The 14,840-nt window shown below is 59.4% G+C and carries 30 protein-coding genes and 1 tRNA gene; 9 read left to right on the top strand and 22 right to left on the bottom strand.

Annotated features, from left to right (window positions below):
- Nucleotides 1-2: 2 nt before the first annotated feature.
- From ihfA to LOY34_RS17335, 3 genes are all read left to right on the top strand, one after another.
- Nucleotides 3-305, top strand: a complete 303-nt coding sequence (gene ihfA, locus LOY34_RS17345; protein WP_002553164.1) for an integration host factor subunit alpha — start codon at nucleotides 3-5, stop codon at nucleotides 303-305.
- On the top strand, nucleotides 286-642 hold the full coding sequence (locus LOY34_RS17340) for a MerR family transcriptional regulator (protein ID WP_010222411.1): 357 nt from the start codon (nucleotides 286-288) through the stop codon (nucleotides 640-642). Before ihfA ends, LOY34_RS17340 begins: the two co-directional genes overlap by 20 nt.
- Before the next feature lie 106 nt (nucleotides 643-748).
- Nucleotides 749-825: transfer RNA gene (locus tag LOY34_RS17335), tRNA-Pro, on the top strand.
- A 79-nt stretch (nucleotides 826-904) separates the two neighbouring features.
- Here LOY34_RS17335 and LOY34_RS17330 read toward each other — a convergent pair.
- The 9 genes from LOY34_RS17330 to LOY34_RS17290 form a co-directional block, all read right to left on the bottom strand.
- Nucleotides 905-2,032, bottom strand: a complete 1,128-nt coding sequence (locus tag LOY34_RS17330) for a tyrosine-type recombinase/integrase (protein WP_258665130.1) — start codon at nucleotides 2,030-2,032, stop codon at nucleotides 905-907.
- A complete protein-coding gene (locus LOY34_RS17325; protein ID WP_258663750.1) occupies nucleotides 1,954-2,358 on the bottom strand; it encodes an AlpA family transcriptional regulator in 405 nt (134 codons plus the stop codon). The genes LOY34_RS17330 and LOY34_RS17325 overlap by 79 nt, the downstream gene beginning before the upstream one ends.
- 46 nt (nucleotides 2,359-2,404) lie before the next feature.
- Nucleotides 2,405-2,785, bottom strand: a complete 381-nt coding sequence (locus LOY34_RS17320) for a hypothetical protein (protein WP_258663748.1) — start codon at nucleotides 2,783-2,785, stop codon at nucleotides 2,405-2,407.
- A gap of 52 nt (nucleotides 2,786-2,837) precedes the next feature.
- Nucleotides 2,838-3,317: a class I SAM-dependent methyltransferase gene (locus tag LOY34_RS17315; RefSeq protein WP_258665129.1), complete on the bottom strand. Its 480-nt coding sequence runs from the start codon at nucleotides 3,315-3,317 to the stop codon at nucleotides 2,838-2,840.
- Nucleotides 3,318-3,378: 61 nt separating this feature from the next.
- The gene (locus tag LOY34_RS17310) at nucleotides 3,379-3,822 is read right to left on the bottom strand and encodes a DUF2591 domain-containing protein (RefSeq protein WP_258663746.1); all 444 of its coding nucleotides are present in this window, start codon (nucleotides 3,820-3,822) and stop codon (nucleotides 3,379-3,381) included.
- A complete protein-coding gene (locus LOY34_RS17305; RefSeq protein WP_258663744.1) occupies nucleotides 3,819-4,214 on the bottom strand; it encodes a hypothetical protein in 396 nt (131 codons plus the stop codon). The genes LOY34_RS17310 and LOY34_RS17305 overlap by 4 nt, the downstream gene beginning before the upstream one ends.
- Nucleotides 4,211-4,477 carry a hypothetical protein gene (locus LOY34_RS17300; protein ID WP_258663742.1) on the bottom strand — a complete coding sequence of 89 codons (267 nt, stop codon included), beginning with the start codon at nucleotides 4,475-4,477 and terminating at the stop codon, nucleotides 4,211-4,213. Before LOY34_RS17300 ends, LOY34_RS17305 begins: the two co-directional genes overlap by 4 nt.
- A complete protein-coding gene (locus LOY34_RS17295; RefSeq protein ID WP_258663740.1) occupies nucleotides 4,474-4,863 on the bottom strand; it encodes a hypothetical protein in 390 nt (129 codons plus the stop codon). Before LOY34_RS17295 ends, LOY34_RS17300 begins: the two co-directional genes overlap by 4 nt.
- 83 nt (nucleotides 4,864-4,946) lie before the next feature.
- The gene (locus LOY34_RS17290) at nucleotides 4,947-5,618 is read right to left on the bottom strand and encodes a hypothetical protein (RefSeq protein ID WP_258663738.1); all 672 of its coding nucleotides are present in this window, start codon (nucleotides 5,616-5,618) and stop codon (nucleotides 4,947-4,949) included.
- 137 nt (nucleotides 5,619-5,755) lie between these two features.
- On the opposite strand from LOY34_RS17290, the gene LOY34_RS17285 reads away from it, so the two are divergent.
- Nucleotides 5,756-6,109: a DUF6864 domain-containing function gene (locus LOY34_RS17285; RefSeq protein ID WP_258663736.1), complete on the top strand. Its 354-nt coding sequence runs from the start codon at nucleotides 5,756-5,758 to the stop codon at nucleotides 6,107-6,109.
- Complete coding sequence (locus LOY34_RS17280) at nucleotides 6,106-6,444, top strand: hypothetical protein (protein WP_258663734.1); 339 nt, start codon at nucleotides 6,106-6,108, stop codon at nucleotides 6,442-6,444. Before LOY34_RS17285 ends, LOY34_RS17280 begins: the two co-directional genes overlap by 4 nt.
- A 9-nt stretch (nucleotides 6,445-6,453) precedes the next feature.
- On the opposite strand, the gene LOY34_RS17275 is transcribed toward LOY34_RS17280, so the two are convergent.
- Nucleotides 6,454-7,377, bottom strand: coding sequence for a DNA cytosine methyltransferase (locus LOY34_RS17275; RefSeq protein ID WP_258663733.1), 924 nt, complete (start codon nucleotides 7,375-7,377; stop codon nucleotides 6,454-6,456).
- Nucleotides 7,378-7,432: 55 nt separating this feature from the next.
- On the opposite strand from LOY34_RS17275, the gene LOY34_RS17270 reads away from it, so the two are divergent.
- Both LOY34_RS17270 and LOY34_RS17265 read left to right on the top strand, forming a co-directional pair.
- Nucleotides 7,433-7,690 carry a hypothetical protein gene (locus LOY34_RS17270; protein ID WP_258663731.1) on the top strand — a complete coding sequence of 86 codons (258 nt, stop codon included), beginning with the start codon at nucleotides 7,433-7,435 and terminating at the stop codon, nucleotides 7,688-7,690.
- A gap of 147 nt (nucleotides 7,691-7,837) precedes the next feature.
- Nucleotides 7,838-8,026 carry a hypothetical protein gene (locus LOY34_RS17265; protein ID WP_258663729.1) on the top strand — a complete coding sequence of 63 codons (189 nt, stop codon included), beginning with the start codon at nucleotides 7,838-7,840 and terminating at the stop codon, nucleotides 8,024-8,026.
- A 35-nt stretch (nucleotides 8,027-8,061) separates the two neighbouring features.
- Here LOY34_RS17265 and LOY34_RS17260 read toward each other — a convergent pair whose 3' ends face one another.
- The gene (locus tag LOY34_RS17260; RefSeq protein ID WP_258663727.1) at nucleotides 8,062-8,700 is read right to left on the bottom strand and encodes a hypothetical protein; all 639 of its coding nucleotides are present in this window, start codon (nucleotides 8,698-8,700) and stop codon (nucleotides 8,062-8,064) included.
- 111 nt (nucleotides 8,701-8,811) lie between these two features.
- Here LOY34_RS17260 and LOY34_RS17255 point away from each other — a divergent pair, with 111 nt between their 5' ends.
- Nucleotides 8,812-9,042, top strand: a complete 231-nt coding sequence (locus LOY34_RS17255) for a hypothetical protein (protein ID WP_258663725.1) — start codon at nucleotides 8,812-8,814, stop codon at nucleotides 9,040-9,042.
- Here the strand turns inward: LOY34_RS17255 and LOY34_RS17250 are convergent.
- The 11 genes from LOY34_RS17250 to LOY34_RS17200 form a co-directional block, all read right to left on the bottom strand.
- Nucleotides 9,029-9,406 carry a hypothetical protein gene (locus LOY34_RS17250; protein ID WP_258663723.1) on the bottom strand — a complete coding sequence of 126 codons (378 nt, stop codon included), beginning with the start codon at nucleotides 9,404-9,406 and terminating at the stop codon, nucleotides 9,029-9,031. The two genes, LOY34_RS17255 and LOY34_RS17250, sit on opposite strands and share 14 nt — an antisense overlap.
- A 250-nt stretch (nucleotides 9,407-9,656) precedes the next feature.
- The gene (locus LOY34_RS17245; RefSeq protein WP_258663722.1) at nucleotides 9,657-10,160 is read right to left on the bottom strand and encodes a single-stranded DNA-binding protein; all 504 of its coding nucleotides are present in this window, start codon (nucleotides 10,158-10,160) and stop codon (nucleotides 9,657-9,659) included.
- Between the two features lie 8 nt (nucleotides 10,161-10,168).
- Nucleotides 10,169-10,840, bottom strand: a complete 672-nt coding sequence (locus LOY34_RS17240) for a 3'-5' exonuclease (protein WP_258663721.1) — start codon at nucleotides 10,838-10,840, stop codon at nucleotides 10,169-10,171.
- Nucleotides 10,837-11,703: an ATP-binding protein gene (locus LOY34_RS17235; RefSeq protein ID WP_258663720.1), complete on the bottom strand. Its 867-nt coding sequence runs from the start codon at nucleotides 11,701-11,703 to the stop codon at nucleotides 10,837-10,839. Before LOY34_RS17235 ends, LOY34_RS17240 begins: the two co-directional genes overlap by 4 nt.
- Nucleotides 11,704-11,713: 10 nt before the next feature.
- A complete protein-coding gene (locus LOY34_RS17230; RefSeq protein WP_258663719.1) occupies nucleotides 11,714-11,860 on the bottom strand; it encodes a hypothetical protein in 147 nt (48 codons plus the stop codon).
- 120 nt (nucleotides 11,861-11,980) lie between these two features.
- Nucleotides 11,981-12,175 carry a hypothetical protein gene (locus LOY34_RS17225; protein WP_258663718.1) on the bottom strand — a complete coding sequence of 65 codons (195 nt, stop codon included), beginning with the start codon at nucleotides 12,173-12,175 and terminating at the stop codon, nucleotides 11,981-11,983.
- The gene (locus LOY34_RS17220) at nucleotides 12,172-12,399 is read right to left on the bottom strand and encodes a hypothetical protein (RefSeq protein ID WP_258663717.1); all 228 of its coding nucleotides are present in this window, start codon (nucleotides 12,397-12,399) and stop codon (nucleotides 12,172-12,174) included. Before LOY34_RS17220 ends, LOY34_RS17225 begins: the two co-directional genes overlap by 4 nt.
- Complete coding sequence (locus LOY34_RS17215) at nucleotides 12,396-12,647, bottom strand: hypothetical protein (RefSeq protein WP_258663715.1); 252 nt, start codon at nucleotides 12,645-12,647, stop codon at nucleotides 12,396-12,398. The genes LOY34_RS17220 and LOY34_RS17215 overlap by 4 nt, the downstream gene beginning before the upstream one ends.
- Nucleotides 12,648-12,667: 20 nt before the next feature.
- Entirely contained in the window at nucleotides 12,668-12,925 is a 258-nt protein-coding gene (locus LOY34_RS17210; RefSeq protein WP_258663714.1) for a DUF551 domain-containing protein, read from the bottom strand.
- On the bottom strand, nucleotides 12,922-13,173 hold the full coding sequence (locus LOY34_RS17205) for a hypothetical protein (protein WP_258663712.1): 252 nt from the start codon (nucleotides 13,171-13,173) through the stop codon (nucleotides 12,922-12,924). The genes LOY34_RS17210 and LOY34_RS17205 overlap by 4 nt, the downstream gene beginning before the upstream one ends.
- Nucleotides 13,174-13,541: 368 nt before the next feature.
- Complete coding sequence (locus LOY34_RS17200) at nucleotides 13,542-14,006, bottom strand: hypothetical protein (protein ID WP_258663711.1); 465 nt, start codon at nucleotides 14,004-14,006, stop codon at nucleotides 13,542-13,544.
- 512 nt (nucleotides 14,007-14,518) lie between these two features.
- On the opposite strand from LOY34_RS17200, the gene LOY34_RS17195 reads away from it, so the two are divergent.
- The gene (locus LOY34_RS17195; RefSeq protein ID WP_258663709.1) at nucleotides 14,519-14,833 is read left to right on the top strand and encodes a DUF1654 domain-containing protein; all 315 of its coding nucleotides are present in this window, start codon (nucleotides 14,519-14,521) and stop codon (nucleotides 14,831-14,833) included.
- Nucleotides 14,834-14,840: the final 7 nt, after the last annotated feature.

The raw sequence follows: 14,840 nt of genomic DNA, 5'->3' as shown, positions 1-14,840 counted from the left end.
GTATGGGTGCTCTGACGAAAGCTGAGATGGCCGAACGGCTGTACGAGGAGCTGGGCCTGAACAAGCGCGAGGCCAAGGAATTGGTCGAGCTGTTCTTTGAGGAAATCAGGCACGCTCTTGAAGACAACGAGCAGGTCAAATTGTCCGGATTCGGCAATTTCGACCTGCGCGACAAGCGCCAGCGGCCGGGCCGCAACCCCAAGACCGGGGAAGAAATCCCGATCACGGCGCGTCGGGTCGTCACCTTTCGTCCAGGGCAGAAGTTGAAAGCCCGAGTTGAGGCCTATGCTGGAACCAAGTCATAACGACGAGCTTCCGCCGATTCCAGGCAAACGCTACTTCACCATTGGTGAAGTGAGCGAGCTTTGCGCGGTAAAACCGCACGTGCTCCGCTACTGGGAGCAGGAATTCCCGCAACTCAACCCGGTAAAGCGCCGCGGTAACCGGCGGTACTATCAGCGCCAGGACGTGCTGATGATCCGCCAGATCCGCGCGCTGCTGTACGACCAAGGCTTCACCATCGGCGGGGCGCGCCTGCGCCTCTCTGGCGATGAAGCCAAGGACGACACCACCCAGTACAAGCAACTGATCCGGCAGATGATTGTCGAGTTGGAAGACGTGTTGGTGGTGCTGAAGAAGTAACCCTTATCGGGCCCGGAATTTTGGAAAAAATGCTTCCATAATTCAAAAGGTTAGGGTACATTCTTCAACGTTCTCAGCAACCAGGGGAACATGCTTCAAGCCCAGTCGGGGCGTAGCGCAGCCCGGTAGCGCACTTGCATGGGGTGCAAGGGGTCGAGTGTTCGAATCACTCCGTCCCGACCATATATTTCAATGACTTAGGCCAGTTTCGTGAGAGCTGGCCTTTTTCATGTGCGTGACTTTTGCGTGACTTGTCCCATTTTCACGCCTGCCTCCTCTTCAAAATTGTCAGCACTGGTCCTCGTGAATCAGTGGCTGATACCATGTTTGCCGCCTCGATCAACTGTCCAAGCTCGGCACCCGAGTAATGGCTGGTGATGCTTCCGTTCTTGTGCCCGAGCAGTGCCTTACGGTCCTCCTCAGTTACGCCGGCTGCCTTTAGGCGGCGACCGAACGTGTGCTTCAAATCGTGAATCCTGATCGACGCGTACCCAGGGTGAGCAGGGCGAAGGTTTTTCTCCTGCCAGAGTTTCGCTGCTCTCACCCGTGCTTTCTTCCAGGCTGTATCGTTCATCCTGTGCACAGCAGTATCCTTGTAGGGGAATACCCACTCCTTGCTGATGCCGCGCTGCTTCTCGATGATCGACTTTGCCACGCTATTCAGCACCACCAGGCGCTCATCCCGGTTCTTCACTCCCGAGTTGGCGTGCCTGCCGCCGAAGTCTGCGGGGATTAGGAACACGCTCGTTCCTAGCTCCGGCACTGAAATCTCCCAGTCCCACCTCAATTTGCATACCTCCTGCTCGCGGCAGCCTGTGTTCACCTTGAACAGGGCCATCGTTTGCAGGTGCGCCGGCAACTCTCCAAAAAGGATCGACTGCTCTTCCCAGGACAATGGGTAGGGCTTCCTGCTTGATCTCTTCTCTTCCAGCTTGCTCAGCAGTGGCACGTTATCAAGCCAAGGCCTGCGCTCTTCGTCTCGCCATTTCCTCGCGCACAACGACAAAACCCTGATCACACGCTCGATCGCGATGTTCACTGTGCGATTGGTTACCGCGGGCTTTACCTTGCCGTCCGGCAGCACCCGGTCGGACTGTCGCTCCGCGATGAAGGCTTCCAAGGCTTGGTCATCAATGTGTGTCAACGGCAGGTCCCCGATGTAGGGGTCAAGCTGCTGAAGGCACAACGCCGTCAGCCGAATCGACGGCTGGTCCCGATGCTCAAGGATGTAGCGAGTTGCGGCCTCCCTGAATGTCCGAACCTGGCGAACCCCGTACACCTTCCTCAGGCGTATCTGTTCAAGCCTGTGGATCAGGTAGCGTTCTGCCTCTTCCCGCTCACAAGCTCCAGTGCTCTCGTAAAGTCTCTCTCCGTTGATTTTTTTGTCGATGTGCCAGATGCCGTTCCGCTGGGAAAGGCCCGTGATCGTTTTTCGCGCCATCCTTTATCTCCTGGTTGGCGCTCGCTGCCGGATGATTGTCGTCCTTGAGCGCCTTCTTTCGCAATTGCCATGGCCTGGATGTAGTCGTTCACCCAGGCATCCAGCTCTTCCCGGTCAAAGCCGACGCCGCGCTCTCCAATTGGAAACTCGCTGACGTGCGGCCTTACGGTCTTGTTGAATTCAGCTCGACACATGCCGAGATACTGCGGTGCTTCGCCGACGCGGATAACGCGCGGCAGAATGCGTGCGGCCGGTGCCGCGTTGGCGTTTGCCATGTTGGATAGGCTCCACGCCGCGCATGGCGGCAGAGGTGGGGATGGGTTAGGCCTTAGCCGGGAACCACTCGGTGTCATATTCGAACTGGCTGACCAGCTCGACTGCGATGTGTGGGATTTCGCGCTCGAAGCGAAGGGTGCCGTAGTGGCGATCAATAAAAGCCTTTGCCTCTTCGGCGAAGTGCCCTTTGAAGATGCGCAGTAGGTGGTCTGCTGCCTTCTCGAAGTCCTCCTCACGGTAGTTACCCTCGGCGAGACCGCCACGGCACACGCGCCACACGCAGCGCTTGGGCTGGGCCTCGGCCGCCTTGATCTTCTCGGCCATCTTGTCGCGGGCGTAGCGCATCTGATCCAGGGTCAATGCCTCAACCCACTGGTCTGTGCTGACTCGCATGGTGTGGCCCTGGTGACAGGTTATTTCAGGCATGGCTCATCCTCGCCCGCCTACCGGCAGGCTTGAGTTGTTGTAGGGGGAGGGGTTAGGCGCGGCGCTTCATGAAGGTGATCCAGTGCGTCTTCTCGCGCTTGCCGGATTTGTGGCCAAACAAGGGCTTCTCATCGGTCAGGGCAAGCAACTCGCTCACCAGGACCTGGGTTTCGTTCCACTTGAAGATCAGGATGCCCTCAGGCTCCAGCACCCTAAAGCACTCGGCGAAGCCCCGGCGGATGTCCTCTCGCCAGTCGGAGGTGAGCACTCCGTACTTGGCCCGCATCCAGCTGTCGACGCCGGCGCGGGTCAGGTGTGGAGGGTCGAACACCACCAGGCGAAAGGTCGAGGCCTCGAAAGGTAGCTGCCGGAAGTCCATCAGCACGTCCGGCTCAACCTTCAATACCCGGCCATCGCACAGCAGGTGCTCCTCGTCGCGGATGTCGCCGAATAGAGCGCGCTGGTCCTGCTTGTCGAACCACATCATGCGGCTGGCGCTGCAGGGGTCGAGTACTTTGGCTTCAGCGATCATGGCCTCGGCCCCTTCCAGATCATCCAGGCCATGTACACCGCAGCAGGAATGCATAGGACGATCATGGCTGCAGCTCCTTTGGCGCCTGGGCGGTGTCGCCCAGCTCGAACTGAGCGATTGCACGCATTGCGACAATCAATGGACTGTCCGGGTGATGGAAGGCAGTTCTCCGGTGTTTGCGCTCCTTGCCGAAAATTGTCGAACCCCAATTCCCGCTCTCGTACCATCCGTTGCGCTTGTCTAATGGCCCAAAATTTCGGTGCACCATCTCGGTAGGAGGCGTGAGCAATACCTTGTACGTCTCGATCAGCGGACCACCCTGCGCCCAGTCAGCGGAAGGCTTGTAGCGCGCCGGGAACATCCCTTCCTGCTGGATGAACACCCGAGCAGGGACACCGTACTGCGCCGGTACCACTGATGGGTTGAGGCCCGTGGCAACTGCCACCGCCCAGTTCAGCTGCTCGCCAACCAGGTCGGCTGTCTTCACTTCGATCAGGTTGGTCACGCTCGGCCCTCCTTTCGGCGCTCGACGTCGATCTGGTCGTAGAGGGCATCCACTCGCTTCTGCTTGCGATTGATTGCTTCGGAGCGATTCAGGTGCTCCTTCATGGCTTTGCTGTACGGCTCAATCTTCTCGATGAGCCTCAGCCGCTCGTGCGGGCATGTTGTCTCGTTGAATTTCCGGGCCAAGCGGTCGCGCTCGCCAAAGTCGAGATGGTCAAGTGCGCGATTTTCCTTCTCCATTTCTGCAAGAACGTCCGCCGATTGCCGATGCCAGCGCAGGTACAGCACCTCGCTTCTCTTCGGCTTTTTGAGAAAGGGCTGGGACCTGAGCCAGTCCACCAGCTCGTCCTTGGTCATTTCGTCGAGCACATCTTTCCGGGCTGCTTTGCTCACAGCTCATACCTCTCTTCATTCCAGCGCACTGGCGCCTTTGCAGGGGTAGGGGTGTCTTGTTCGTGCGGGGAGAGCTGGTGCTCGTTGCCGGCCTGCAGCTGGCTGTCGGGGATGCAGCTGATGCCGCCCTTGTAGTAGTAGCCGCTGTAGACCCAGCAGGTGACAGCGCGCTTGTCGTCGTGGATGACTTCGACGTTGGGGGTTACCTGTTCTGCACTGGCGGCGGTGGCCAGCAGCAGGAGGCAGAGGGCGAGGCGGGTCATGGGCGCACCTCAGCGTTGTTGGTGCGGACAAAGTAGCCGTCGGGCGAACCTGGATCACTGACCAGGGCTTCTACCGGGCCGATCTGCTGGAGGATCGCCGGAAGCCCTTCAGGGTTTGCCGCCTCCGCCCAGCTCAAGCAATTGAGCCAGATGTCTTCGCCCGTGCCTGAGGAACACCCATCCGACCAAGCGCTACAGCTCTCGGCCTCTTCTTTTGCACGCTCCAGGTATTCGAGCGTGTTGCAGCATGGGCAGGGATTGTCTGCTTCGCTGGGGTCCCAGCCATCGCTATCCGCATCCCACAGATAGCCGTCACCGCGACACTCCCAGGTGCCGCGCTGGAAGGTGCATGCCTTCGGTGCGGCCTGTTGCTTTTGTTGAGGCATGACTTCGTCCTTGCCGCCATATCGCGGCTGTTCAATAGAGGGGAGAGGGGTTAAGCGGGGCGGAGTACAAATGTACTCTTCGTTCATTCGCCCTGATTGGCGAGCATGTTCAGGCGCTGGAAGGAGGTGCCAGGTATGCCCTGGTCGAGCTCAGCCGGCGCGCTCGGCTCTGCGCTGGCGGATAGGGCGGCAGCTTCGCCGATAGCTCGCAATGAGTCTTGGTGGTCGGAGCCGGTAATACGGAGCAGCAGCGCATTCCGCTCGGCCAGCTGGGCGCGCAGCCCTGATAGTTCATGGAAGCGCTCGTCGCAAAGAGCGTTCAGCAGCCTACGATCTTCGCGCAGCCGCTCAACCTCGCCAGCATCGGCGTGGGTGTAGAGAGGCACAGCTTCATAATTCGGCCCTGAAGCCCCCGGTTTACCCAGGCAGACGAAGCTATCAAGCCCGTCGTGCAATGCCCGGTACATATGCGCCACCGGCTCGCCCTGGTGCTGGGCGGATCGCTTCGCCTCAACTTCGGCGCAGGTCTGACACGGAACCCCTTTAGGCTGCTCGGTAAAGCAGCCGCGACAAATGGCGGTAGCGACCTCGGCGTGGTGCTGTGCGGCTGGCTGGGAAACCAGATCCTGCAAAAGCAGTACGTGTTTGTCGCATGTGAAGCGCACCAGGTTTGCATCACGTAGGCATTTCTCCAGCGCGCCCATCGGCACGCTGACCATCTGTTCGGTGTTGCTGGATCGGTTTTCTGTGGGCATGGTGCGTCCTATGCCGGGGCATGCCCGGGCGGTGGAGGAAGATTTTTAAGGCATTAGGATGATGGGCAGATTGCGAGGCTGCTTGTCGGCCTTCGGATGAGGTATATTCCCCGCGAATATTCGAAAGGAATTTACGTATGCAAGATGTCAAGGTAACGACGCCCACCGGGTGGGAGTTGGTCCATAGTGTTACTATTATTCTTTCTAGCGATACTGTGACAGTTACGTACGCCGGTCTTCCTATGGATATCGTGTTTAAGCAAGATAATACCCGTGAAATTCGCTACACTGGAACACCAAAAGGTGATCGATGGGTTTTGGAATTGACAAATTTTTCCAATGCAATCGGTGAGGGAAAGTTTGATCTGGTTCCTTTTGCTGAGCAAGATGGCCGTGATGTCAGAATTTCATTCTTTGTGCAAACGCTTAGTGTCGAAGAAAGTAGTCGTGTGATGACGCTAAACTTCTACAAGGAGCCCGCCAAATCATGAGTGAGCAGGCAGAAGTTCATAGCGCCCAAACACTTGCATCCGGGGGGATTGGGAGGAAACCGCCAAAAGCTGGTCCGACGTCATCAGGGAGGCCGACAGAAGCTCTTGGAACACTAACCGAAAAGATGGGGACAGGGGAAAATGCCAAAAACTCGATTGTTTGGATGACAATCACGTGGAGTTTTTCTATTGCAACCGCTATAAGTTTTCTGTTTTTTTCTTTGGTTGTTTGTTATAAGGATTTTTCGTACTTGGAAAGTATAAAGTCCGTGTGGTCTTTGTTTATCCCACTTATAACTCTGGCGCTTGGTTACGCTTTCGGCAAAAGCAAATAAGCATAACTATCATACAGCGACTTTCAGAGCCTCAATGATCCGTTGCCCAGCGAGAGGAGGCACCGCATTGCCCGCCATATGCATGGTCAGCCGGTGGTTGTTCGGGCGAAGAGTGTCAGCCGGGAACGACATAGCGGCCAAGGCCTCGTTGGCACTGAGCATCCGCATGCGGTCGCCGTCGACCAGAGCCCAGCGGTCCAAGGTGGTGATGGTGCCGATCGGGCGGTTGATGTCGCGCCCGGTGGTGCCTGAGCCCTTGCCGTAGTAGGGCATGATGAAGCGTTCACCGAAGCGCTGGCGGCCGTTGCGAACCCGTTCGAGTGTGGCCTGGGCCCGGCCCGGCTTCTCGATGGGCGACCAGCGCCCGGCGTCGAAGTCGAGAAAGCTGCTCGCCGGCACATGGCGCTCCTGCGGCAGCTGCAGCATCAGCGGCGCCTTGCTGCGCGTCAGCACCATGAACAGGCGCACCCGGTGCTGCGGCACGCCGAGGTCGGCGCAGTCCACAATGTGTGGCGCGGCCTGGTAGCCCAGCGCCTGTACCGCTGCGAGCCAAGCGGGGTAGAGCACCCAGTCGGTGAACTCTGGCACGTTTTCGATCACTGCGGCCGGCGGCCGGTGAACCTCCAAAGCCGCCACTGGCGCCCAGGCTGTCGAGCGGGAGGCGTCGTGCTCAGGGTTGCCCGACTTCTTGCCCCGGGCCTTTGCGTGGCCTTGGCAGCAAGGGGAGGCGAGCAGGATGTCGTGAGAGGGCACCTGCTCCCAACGGGCTTGGTGCAGGTCTTGGCAGACGTGCTGCGTATCGGGGTGGTTGGCGCTGTGCCATTCAACGGCCACTGGCCAGTGATTGGCCGCCCAGAGAACCTGGACGCCGGCGGCGCGCGCGCCGGTGCTCCATCCGCCGAGGCCGGCGAACAGGTCGATTGCTGTGGGCATGGGAGAGTCTCAATTGCATGCTAAAGTGCCACCACTTACCAACGGAGGGTTAGAGATGGTCCAGGTAGTTGAAGTCATTGCGGAATTCAAAGCTGACGGATTCATCAATGTGGGGCGGGGAACCCGTGCGCGAGTGATTCGCCCTCATGATGCGGAGCAGTACGGAATCGAAGTTGACGATGTGGTGAAGGGAGTAGCCATACCATCTGGTCTTTTCGATACCGCAGAAGATGCCAAAGCGGCGTTGTTTCAATTCTGGGATGAGTGCAACGAAGCGCTTCAAAACAATCCTTCATGGATGAAAGTTCTGTAGCAAACCGGCTCTGCGCGATGGCGCCGCCCTTGTCGGGGAGGCGTTATCGTTGAATAGGGGAAGGCGCTGTCGGGCGGCGCGGGGGTGGCGTGATTCATAAAAGAGGGGTATCAATAAATGCCCGATGCAACCTGACCGGAGCCCGACATGTCCCTGCAAAGCGATACAGATGCTCTTGCGGCAATAGAGGAAGAGGCCGAGAGAATGCTGAAACTTCTTGGTCTTCCAAGCGACAAGCAGAAGCTTGAGGTGGTCATCTGCCTGCGTCAGATCATCGCCATTGCCCGGTACAGGTCAGAACTGGGTTTGGGCGAGGACGCACCGCGCATCAGGTGAGGGTGGTCCGGGCGCTGGCGGGCAGCGCCGGAGGGTCAGGGGCAGTTGTTCGCGCCACAGTTGCGGCAGTCATTCAGGAACCGGCCATCCCAGCTGATGAAGCGTCCGCAGCCCTGGCAATTGAGCGCCGGCTGGCGGCGCTTGGCGACCTTGGGCGGCCTGGGCATCTTCACGCCGGCAACGCGCAGGGCTAGCTTGTGGTCGACGTTCTGGCGATGCACCAGTCGCCGCCTGATCTCCTCGATGTAGGCTGCTGGCCAGAAAACTCGCGTGCCCTGGCCGGCGTGATTGGCATACGTGAACTGGGCGTTTTCCAGATCCATGCTGAGGGCCTGCTGTAGGTTCTCGGTCACCTTTCCGCGTTTCTCGCTGACCCAGTAGACATCGTTCCCGTTCCAGTCGCCTGGCACGTGCACGTAGACATGGGCGCCGGCTTGGAGCCCAGCGACGCGGCGATCGTCATCCATCAGTTGGCAGTCGACGCCGTAGTGCGCCCTGGCATCGATGTACTCCTTCGGCCAGGGGATATCGGTGTCGCGGTGGCGGCATGCCTCCTCAAAGGTGAACAGCTCGGCATGATCCAGGTTGGTCACGTAGCCGCGGCCTTCCTTCGCCCAGAACATCATGCCGTCGCCGACATGGCTGCGACTGTCCTGCAGGTAGAACTGGCTCATGGCTTTCTCCATGCATGCGCCGCCCTCCGTGGTCGGATGCGGCATGGTGGCAATTTGGTTTGGGATGGGGTATTACGGGTGACCGGCATGGGGCCGGATCAAGGAGCGAAAATGGTGTTCGGAAAGGTTCTTAGCGTTAACGTCCACGTAGAGACAATCAAAAAATTTCAAGAACTCGTACTGGCCAGAGAGGATTACAAGGCCAAAGCAGCAGGCCTGAAGGGCGAAGTGCCTGACACCAGCAAGGTGGATGCACTTGAGCGTGAGGTTCTCTTGCGGCTGGGTCACCATACCTTCGATGCTGTGGAGGCTGCTGGCGACAAATTCCTCAGGCTTCCCTGACATTTTGCTGCTGTTCGATCACGTAGATTCCGGTGTCGTCCGGGTCTTCACCCAGCATCAGGTCGGGAGTGCGCAGCTCTCGACCTATGCGGAACTGTTCAAGTCGTCGCGCCACAAAATCGGATACCACTATTTCGTGGTGCGGAGCACTGAGGAAGTGGCGGGCCGCTTCAGGCCCTAATTCATGGATGCGATGGATCAGCAGGGTCATGGCCTCGCCGTTTTCCTCGACTTCAGCCCACTGCATGATCTCGGCCAGGGCCTGGCGGGTCCCCGCGCGAGCTTTCATGCGAAGCTCTTCGATACCAGCCTTGGCCTCCTTCTTCTTGCGCTTCTCGTCGCGCTCCTGCGGCGTCATCGCCATACACCACCTCCTTCAATCCGCTAGGCGGCAAGTGAGCTTGTGCCCGGCGCTGGTGGCGCTGCAGGGCCATTCGTTTGAGTTTCATGCGTGAGTTCCATATCGGCGTCGTGCCAGCCTGCAAGCCACCACCCGCCGTCTACGGTCATGTTTCCGTAGGACTGGGAGAGGCGGCACTTTCCGTCTTGGCGGCAGGCCCGGCCCTGGTAGTAGGCCGTGGGGTAGATGAGGCGGAACCGTCGAGCCTTCATGGCTACGCCCCAGACAGGTGATGCAGCGGGGCGAAGGGGATGTCGTCGTCGAAGCTGTCGTAGTCCGGGCCCGGGGCGCCTTGCTGGTTCTGCGGCTGGGCCTGCGGGCGGCTCTGCTGGCGCTGCTGCTGAGGCCGGCCCTGGTGCTGCGCGCTGTCCTGCGGCTTGCCGCCCATCAGCTGCATCGTGCCCTTCATGTCGACGTGCACCTCGGTGCTGTAGCGCTTGATCCCGTCCTTCTCCCACTCGCGGGTGTGCAGCTTGCCCTCGATGTAGACCTGGGAGCCCTTGCGCAGATACTCCCCGGCGATCTCGGCGACCTTGCCGAACAGGGTTACTCGATGCCACTCGGTGCGCTCTACACGCTGGCCAGACTGCTTGTCGGTCCACTGTTCGCTGGTGGCCAGGCTCAGGTTGGTCACGGCGTTGCCGTTGGGCAGGTAGCGGACCTCTGGGTCCTGGCCGCAGGTGCCGACCAGGATGACTTTGTTGATTCCACGTGCCATGAGGGCTCCTAGCGCTGCAGCGCCTTACGTACGAATGGGTCAAGATCCGGCTGATTGAGCAGCCAGCGGCGGTAGTCAGCTGGCAGATCGGAAAACTTAGCGCCGCGGTGTTTACCGAAGCCGATTACTGTCGGGATGCGCGCGTCTTCGGAGATGGTCCACAGCACTTCCCAGTCGGACACGGGGTGGCCGAGGCGCTCGCCCAGCGCTTCCATGATCTTGATCAGAAGCAGGCGGCAATTCTTCACGTCATCGAGCGCGGCATGGGCATTGCGCAGCAGGCCCTGCGCCTCACTGCGGTAGTGCAGGTAGATCATCGCCGATTGCGTGTGGGTGTCGGCGTCTGGCCACAACATACGGCTCAGCGCCGCGGTGCAGATGCGCTTGACCTCTGGCCGACCGATGACGCCCCAGTCGTAGTCGACGTTGTGACCGATCAGATACTCAACCTCGGCAGGCAGCGCGAACTCGGTATGGTCCGGGCAATCCGCCAGCTCCTCATCAAGGATGTGGCTGGTGGCAAGGGCGCCGAGCTCAATCGGCTTGCCCGGTTTGTAGCGCTGTAGGAATTCGCCAGCCACTGGCAGGCCTGGGATAGCTTCAAGTTGCAGCCAGGCGGCCTCTACCAGTTGAGGCTCGTTCAGGCCGGTTGTTTCGCTGTCGAAGATGAAGGCATTCATGCCGATTGCTCCTGAGGGGTGAGTTCGTGTTTGCGTTTGTCCTTGGCGGCAACGACCTGGGCAATTAAGTCGTCGAAGCCCATGGCGATGGTTTTGGCAGCGTTGAATGCAGACTGAAGTGCTGCCATGTTCGGCGCCTTCGCGATGTCAGCAATCGAGTCCACCAGAAGCTCTTTGGCTCGCTGCTCCGGGTTCACGCCAGAGTTCAACCAGTTCAGCAGCATTCGCCCCGTTTCTTCGCTGATTAACTCAGGGCCAGAGAACAGCTTTGTCCGATCCTTGCTGGCGATCGCACTGTGGTCGTCGTGCGAGAGATCCATCACCACAGTGAACTCGTAGTCAGTCCCGTCCCGCTGCTCCGACTTCATGCCGAGCTTGATCACCTTTTTGCCTTCGCCCTGGACTGTCTCGGTCTTGCTGCGCATGGTGCAGATGATGTGCAGAGGGCTGGTCAGGATCTTGTCGGTGAGCTTGCGGTGGCGCGGCGTGGTTTCGTTCCAGGCCGCCCAGGTATTGCCCTTGAATTTCTGGTGGGCCAGCTTCTCGTTGGCCTCCAGGCACCCGCCGGACCCCGTCCACTCATGCGAGTAGCTGTCGATGATCAGCACGCCATAGCCGGCCTGCTCAGCAGCGGTGATCGCCTCGGCGTAGCGCTCGGGCGAGTACGGGGCATGCAATTCCAGTACGTCGAAGTCGGCGATATCGGCGTACAGCGACGCGCTGCCATGCTCGGTGTCGATTACCGCGATGCGACCGCCCAGACCCTTGGCCATCAGCAGTGCGGAGAAGGTCTTGCCTGATCCAGATGGCCCAGCAAGTGCCAGCCGTAGCTTGGCCTGCTTGCGTTCGGCTTTCTTGAACATGGGAGTGTCCTCAGTTCGGTTGGTTGTCCCACTGCCGCTCGAGGCGTGCAGCTTCGTCTTCGTACTCTTTGCGCTGCTCGCCGTTGAATTGCTCAGGCGAGAAGGCCCCGACCGTCTTCCAGTCAAGCTGGGCGGCCAGGCGGGGTGATGTGTTCATGGTTGCCTCAGTGGGTGAGGGCGCCGGCGTATGCGCTTGCGAGCATCCAGGCAGTGCAAAATAGGAGAGTGATGGCGGAGCCGCGCCAAAGCGCGATGCGCCGAGCCCGTTGATAGCAGGTCATGGCCGCACACGGATGGCGATACGGCGCCCCTTCATTGTTGTAGCAAGGCGCCGGGTCAGGCTCGCAACAGGCGTTTCGCGAGGCAGGCCCACGGCCTCATTGAAGGGAATGCCGAAGCTAATTACCGCAAGAGAGCGCTCAATATGCTCAAGCTGCTCATCGATCAGACTTTTAACCGGTGCCGTCGTCATGCCGCCCCCTTGAACTGTGCGTTGTAACTCGCGTAGATCTGGTCGATTCGGTCGCGGAAGTGGCGATGCTCAGTGTCGCTAATCACCCGAAGTATGAAGGCCAGGGTGATCGCTGAAGTGGCCGCGGCGCTGGCGTTTGGCTTGCCTATATCGCGGAGTAGGTTCTCTATCTCACCCTCGATCCAGGCGACAGCAGATTGATGATCACGCTGCTGCTGATTCATGCAGTTCTCCTTGCGGCGGCGCCGCTTCCACACATCGATTCCATCTTGGCCAGGGCCTGGGCCCGTACCTTTTTGCCACTCGCGAGCCTTGCTGCCTCCTGGGTGCGGAGCATTTCCAGCCAGGCCCTGTTGTTTGCTGCAGCCTCCTGAGGCGATAGCTCGCTGCCCCACGGGTCGTCATAGCCACCCGCCAGGCTTTTATCCATGGCCCGCGCCTGGGCACTATCCGCGTAGAGCTCGTTGTCCATGGTCGCCTCCAGGTGATGGTTTACTCGGCGGGTGGGGAAGGAAGGGGCTGCCAGTGCGTCACGCCATTGCTCAGGTACATTTGCGTGTAGAGCTGGTTGCCGGCGTCATCCAGGCCAGCGGTGACATCTCCGAAGTAGTCTTGGATGTGCACCATGTCCATGCCGCCCTTTGTCCAAGCGTGTGGCCCGGCGTGCTTTGATGTGCCGTCTGCGTAAGCGAGAACAGAGTCATCCTGAAGCTCGGGCAGCCTGTCGCTGCACTTGATCCAGCCACTCACGGCTCTTCTCCACGGCGTCGACGTTCGCTTGCCATCTCCATCTCTAAATCGTGCCGCTCTTCACTGATCAGCTCAGCTACGGCACTTTCGATGGCACCAATGGAAACCTCCTGGTCATCAGCGCGGCGAATCATCACGCGCAGTAACTGAATGGCCGCATCAAGGCGTGTCGGGTAGACATGGGCCGAAAACCCGCTGCCTGAAGGTTCTTGAATCATGATCTGGCCGGAAACGTTCATTCCGCTCATTGGGTGATCCTCATGACCGCATTGGCCAGGAGCCAGGCGCGGGTGACCAAACCCAGCCCTGAGACTGGCCTGGCACCTGCCAATGCGGTCGATATGAAGGGAAGGGGATGCAGGCGCCCGGCGCTGCCCGGGAAGCATCTGGTCTGGCCGGGAAGGCCCCGGATTCGCCTGCGGTGATGCGATCTGCATCGGGGTGTGATCTGCGCTTGTCATCGCAAGGACGCCCATTCAGTACCGCCTCAAGGGCTCAGCGCGTTGACGTCGCGCCCGGTATGGAGTCGCCTTTCCAGATCACACTCCGATGCAGCCTGGTGATGGGGAACCAGGTGATCGGGCAGTTAACGTCAGGCTGACGTGGCGCTGGTTGTTCAGTTGAAGTAGCGCCGCTCCAGCGTGATCTTCTCCGCTTGCGGCACCGGCGAAACGTTGTACCGATAGGCATCCGTGGTTTCATCGATCACGAAGTTGAAGCGGTGAGCGAGCTCGCGAAGCGCCTCAAGCGATACCGAGATAACCAGGCCGTTGAAGCTGGTTGAAACGGTGTCGACACCGGCAGTCTTGAATACATCGCCGGGGTTGCTGCTCCATGCCCCGGTGACCTCTTCGATGCTGCCGTCCCGCATTTTGAAGATGCCTCCGCAGGCACCGCCGCTACCAGCAGAACAGTAGTCGACAAGGCCTTCGCTCTGGGCCAGGTAGAGCCGGCCGAATCGGTCGTAAACCAATCCTTCCTGAATTTCGTCACGGGCTTTCTGATCACCGCGAAGCCGCATGTTCCAGCGGCGGTTGTACCAGTGCAGGTCGACGCTGGTTACGGCATCTACGATTTTCATGCGTTTTCTCCAGTGGATTCCCAATGCCGCCTCATAGAAGCGGCATCAGTGAATCTCGTGGTGCGCCGCGACCCGCTACTGGCGTCGGTCGCTGGCTCATGTGCGCCTTGGTTACCACCTGGCCCTAGTCCAGTTCGCACTCGTGTTGTTCCTCCAGCCGCGGGCCTTTCGGCTTGTTCTCCCGCTGGATAACTGGTCTTGGCGCTTTACGCTGCACGCCCGGGGCAGTTGCCACCCCTCTGGACTGTTGAGGCCTGTCCATCGCTGCCTTTGAATCTGGGCCGGTGTCGATCCGGCAAGGTGTGTCGCTAAAGAGCTGGGCCGCTTTAGGCCCTCTGCAGGAGCGGGTGAGTCGCTGCGTTGAGTGAAAGATAAGCCAATGCCTAATTTATGTAAATAGGTAATGCCTAATATTTTCATCCGAACGTATCTCGCTTTGGGGGTTACATTTTCCGACGGCTGATATAAGCTTTGCCTAATACTGGATGGATATACAGCTACAGGAGAGGGGGATGGCTAAGCAGAAGAAGGCAGCACCGCAGGCTCGACAGGAGATGACCGGTTTGGAACGGCTGGGCCTGAGAGTGTCGTCAATGATCAATCACCCGATCGCGCAGTTGCAGCGCTGGGTGACGATCCATCGGCTCGACACAGATGGGGATTTAGAATGGGAGGAGGTGATGGGGCTGCTTTCCGAAACGCCAGAGCTGGACCTAACCTTCAATGACGACGGAAGCGTGACGGTCAGGTGGGAGAAGCAGGAGAGCGAAGCAGCGTTGGAGGCGGTAGACGAATGGGAGCGGAGCGAGGTGCTTGCGCCTTTCTAATGGACAT

It is taken from the genome of Pseudomonas sp. B21-009 (genome assembly GCF_024749345.1).
In the GTDB taxonomy this organism is placed as follows: domain Bacteria; phylum Pseudomonadota; class Gammaproteobacteria; order Pseudomonadales; family Pseudomonadaceae; genus Aquipseudomonas.
The sequence above is the reverse complement of the archived record's forward strand: the minus strand, read 5'-3'. Positions and strand labels throughout refer to the sequence as shown.

Excerpts from the sequence above, each read along its gene's own strand:
- LOY34_RS17245 (WP_258663722.1), bottom strand. The coding sequence starts at position 10,160 with ATGGCACGTGGAATCAACAAAGTCATCCTGGTCGGCACCTGCGGCCAG.
- LOY34_RS17295 (WP_258663740.1), bottom strand. The coding sequence starts at position 4,863 with ATGCCTCAACAAAAGCAACAGGCCGCACCGAAGGCATGCACCTTCCAG.
- LOY34_RS17230 (WP_258663719.1), bottom strand. The coding sequence starts at position 11,860 with ATGAACACATCACCCCGCCTGGCCGCCCAGCTTGACTGGAAGACGGTC.
- LOY34_RS17320 (WP_258663748.1), bottom strand. The coding sequence starts at position 2,785 with ATGCCTGAAATAACCTGTCACCAGGGCCACACCATGCGAGTCAGCACA.
- ihfA (WP_002553164.1), top strand. The coding sequence starts at position 3 with ATGGGTGCTCTGACGAAAGCTGAGATGGCCGAACGGCTGTACGAGGAG.
- LOY34_RS17255 (WP_258663725.1), top strand. The coding sequence starts at position 8,812 with ATGGTGTTCGGAAAGGTTCTTAGCGTTAACGTCCACGTAGAGACAATC.
- LOY34_RS17205 (WP_258663712.1), bottom strand. The coding sequence starts at position 13,173 with ATGAGCGGAATGAACGTTTCCGGCCAGATCATGATTCAAGAACCTTCA.
- LOY34_RS17290 (WP_258663738.1), bottom strand. The coding sequence starts at position 5,618 with ATGCCCACAGAAAACCGATCCAGCAACACCGAACAGATGGTCAGCGTG.
- LOY34_RS17285 (WP_258663736.1), top strand. The coding sequence starts at position 5,756 with ATGCAAGATGTCAAGGTAACGACGCCCACCGGGTGGGAGTTGGTCCAT.
- LOY34_RS17220 (WP_258663717.1), bottom strand. The coding sequence starts at position 12,399 with ATGAATCAGCAGCAGCGTGATCATCAATCTGCTGTCGCCTGGATCGAG.
- LOY34_RS17280 (WP_258663734.1), top strand. The coding sequence starts at position 6,106 with ATGAGTGAGCAGGCAGAAGTTCATAGCGCCCAAACACTTGCATCCGGG.
- LOY34_RS17215 (WP_258663715.1), bottom strand. The coding sequence starts at position 12,647 with ATGGACAACGAGCTCTACGCGGATAGTGCCCAGGCGCGGGCCATGGAT.
- LOY34_RS17260 (WP_258663727.1), bottom strand. The coding sequence starts at position 8,700 with ATGAGCCAGTTCTACCTGCAGGACAGTCGCAGCCATGTCGGCGACGGC.
- LOY34_RS17250 (WP_258663723.1), bottom strand. The coding sequence starts at position 9,406 with ATGGCGATGACGCCGCAGGAGCGCGACGAGAAGCGCAAGAAGAAGGAG.
- LOY34_RS17195 (WP_258663709.1), top strand. The coding sequence starts at position 14,519 with ATGGCTAAGCAGAAGAAGGCAGCACCGCAGGCTCGACAGGAGATGACC.
- LOY34_RS17225 (WP_258663718.1), bottom strand. The coding sequence starts at position 12,175 with ATGACGACGGCACCGGTTAAAAGTCTGATCGATGAGCAGCTTGAGCAT.
- LOY34_RS17340 (WP_010222411.1), top strand. The coding sequence starts at position 286 with ATGCTGGAACCAAGTCATAACGACGAGCTTCCGCCGATTCCAGGCAAA.
- LOY34_RS17270 (WP_258663731.1), top strand. The coding sequence starts at position 7,433 with ATGGTCCAGGTAGTTGAAGTCATTGCGGAATTCAAAGCTGACGGATTC.
- LOY34_RS17265 (WP_258663729.1), top strand. The coding sequence starts at position 7,838 with ATGTCCCTGCAAAGCGATACAGATGCTCTTGCGGCAATAGAGGAAGAG.
- LOY34_RS17325 (WP_258663750.1), bottom strand. The coding sequence starts at position 2,358 with ATGGCAAACGCCAACGCGGCACCGGCCGCACGCATTCTGCCGCGCGTT.
- LOY34_RS17240 (WP_258663721.1), bottom strand. The coding sequence starts at position 10,840 with ATGAATGCCTTCATCTTCGACAGCGAAACAACCGGCCTGAACGAGCCT.
- LOY34_RS17300 (WP_258663742.1), bottom strand. The coding sequence starts at position 4,477 with ATGACCCGCCTCGCCCTCTGCCTCCTGCTGCTGGCCACCGCCGCCAGT.
- LOY34_RS17200 (WP_258663711.1), bottom strand. The coding sequence starts at position 14,006 with ATGAAAATCGTAGATGCCGTAACCAGCGTCGACCTGCACTGGTACAAC.
- LOY34_RS17315 (WP_258665129.1), bottom strand. The coding sequence starts at position 3,317 with ATGATCGCTGAAGCCAAAGTACTCGACCCCTGCAGCGCCAGCCGCATG.
- LOY34_RS17275 (WP_258663733.1), bottom strand. The coding sequence starts at position 7,377 with ATGCCCACAGCAATCGACCTGTTCGCCGGCCTCGGCGGATGGAGCACC.
- LOY34_RS17235 (WP_258663720.1), bottom strand. The coding sequence starts at position 11,703 with ATGTTCAAGAAAGCCGAACGCAAGCAGGCCAAGCTACGGCTGGCACTT.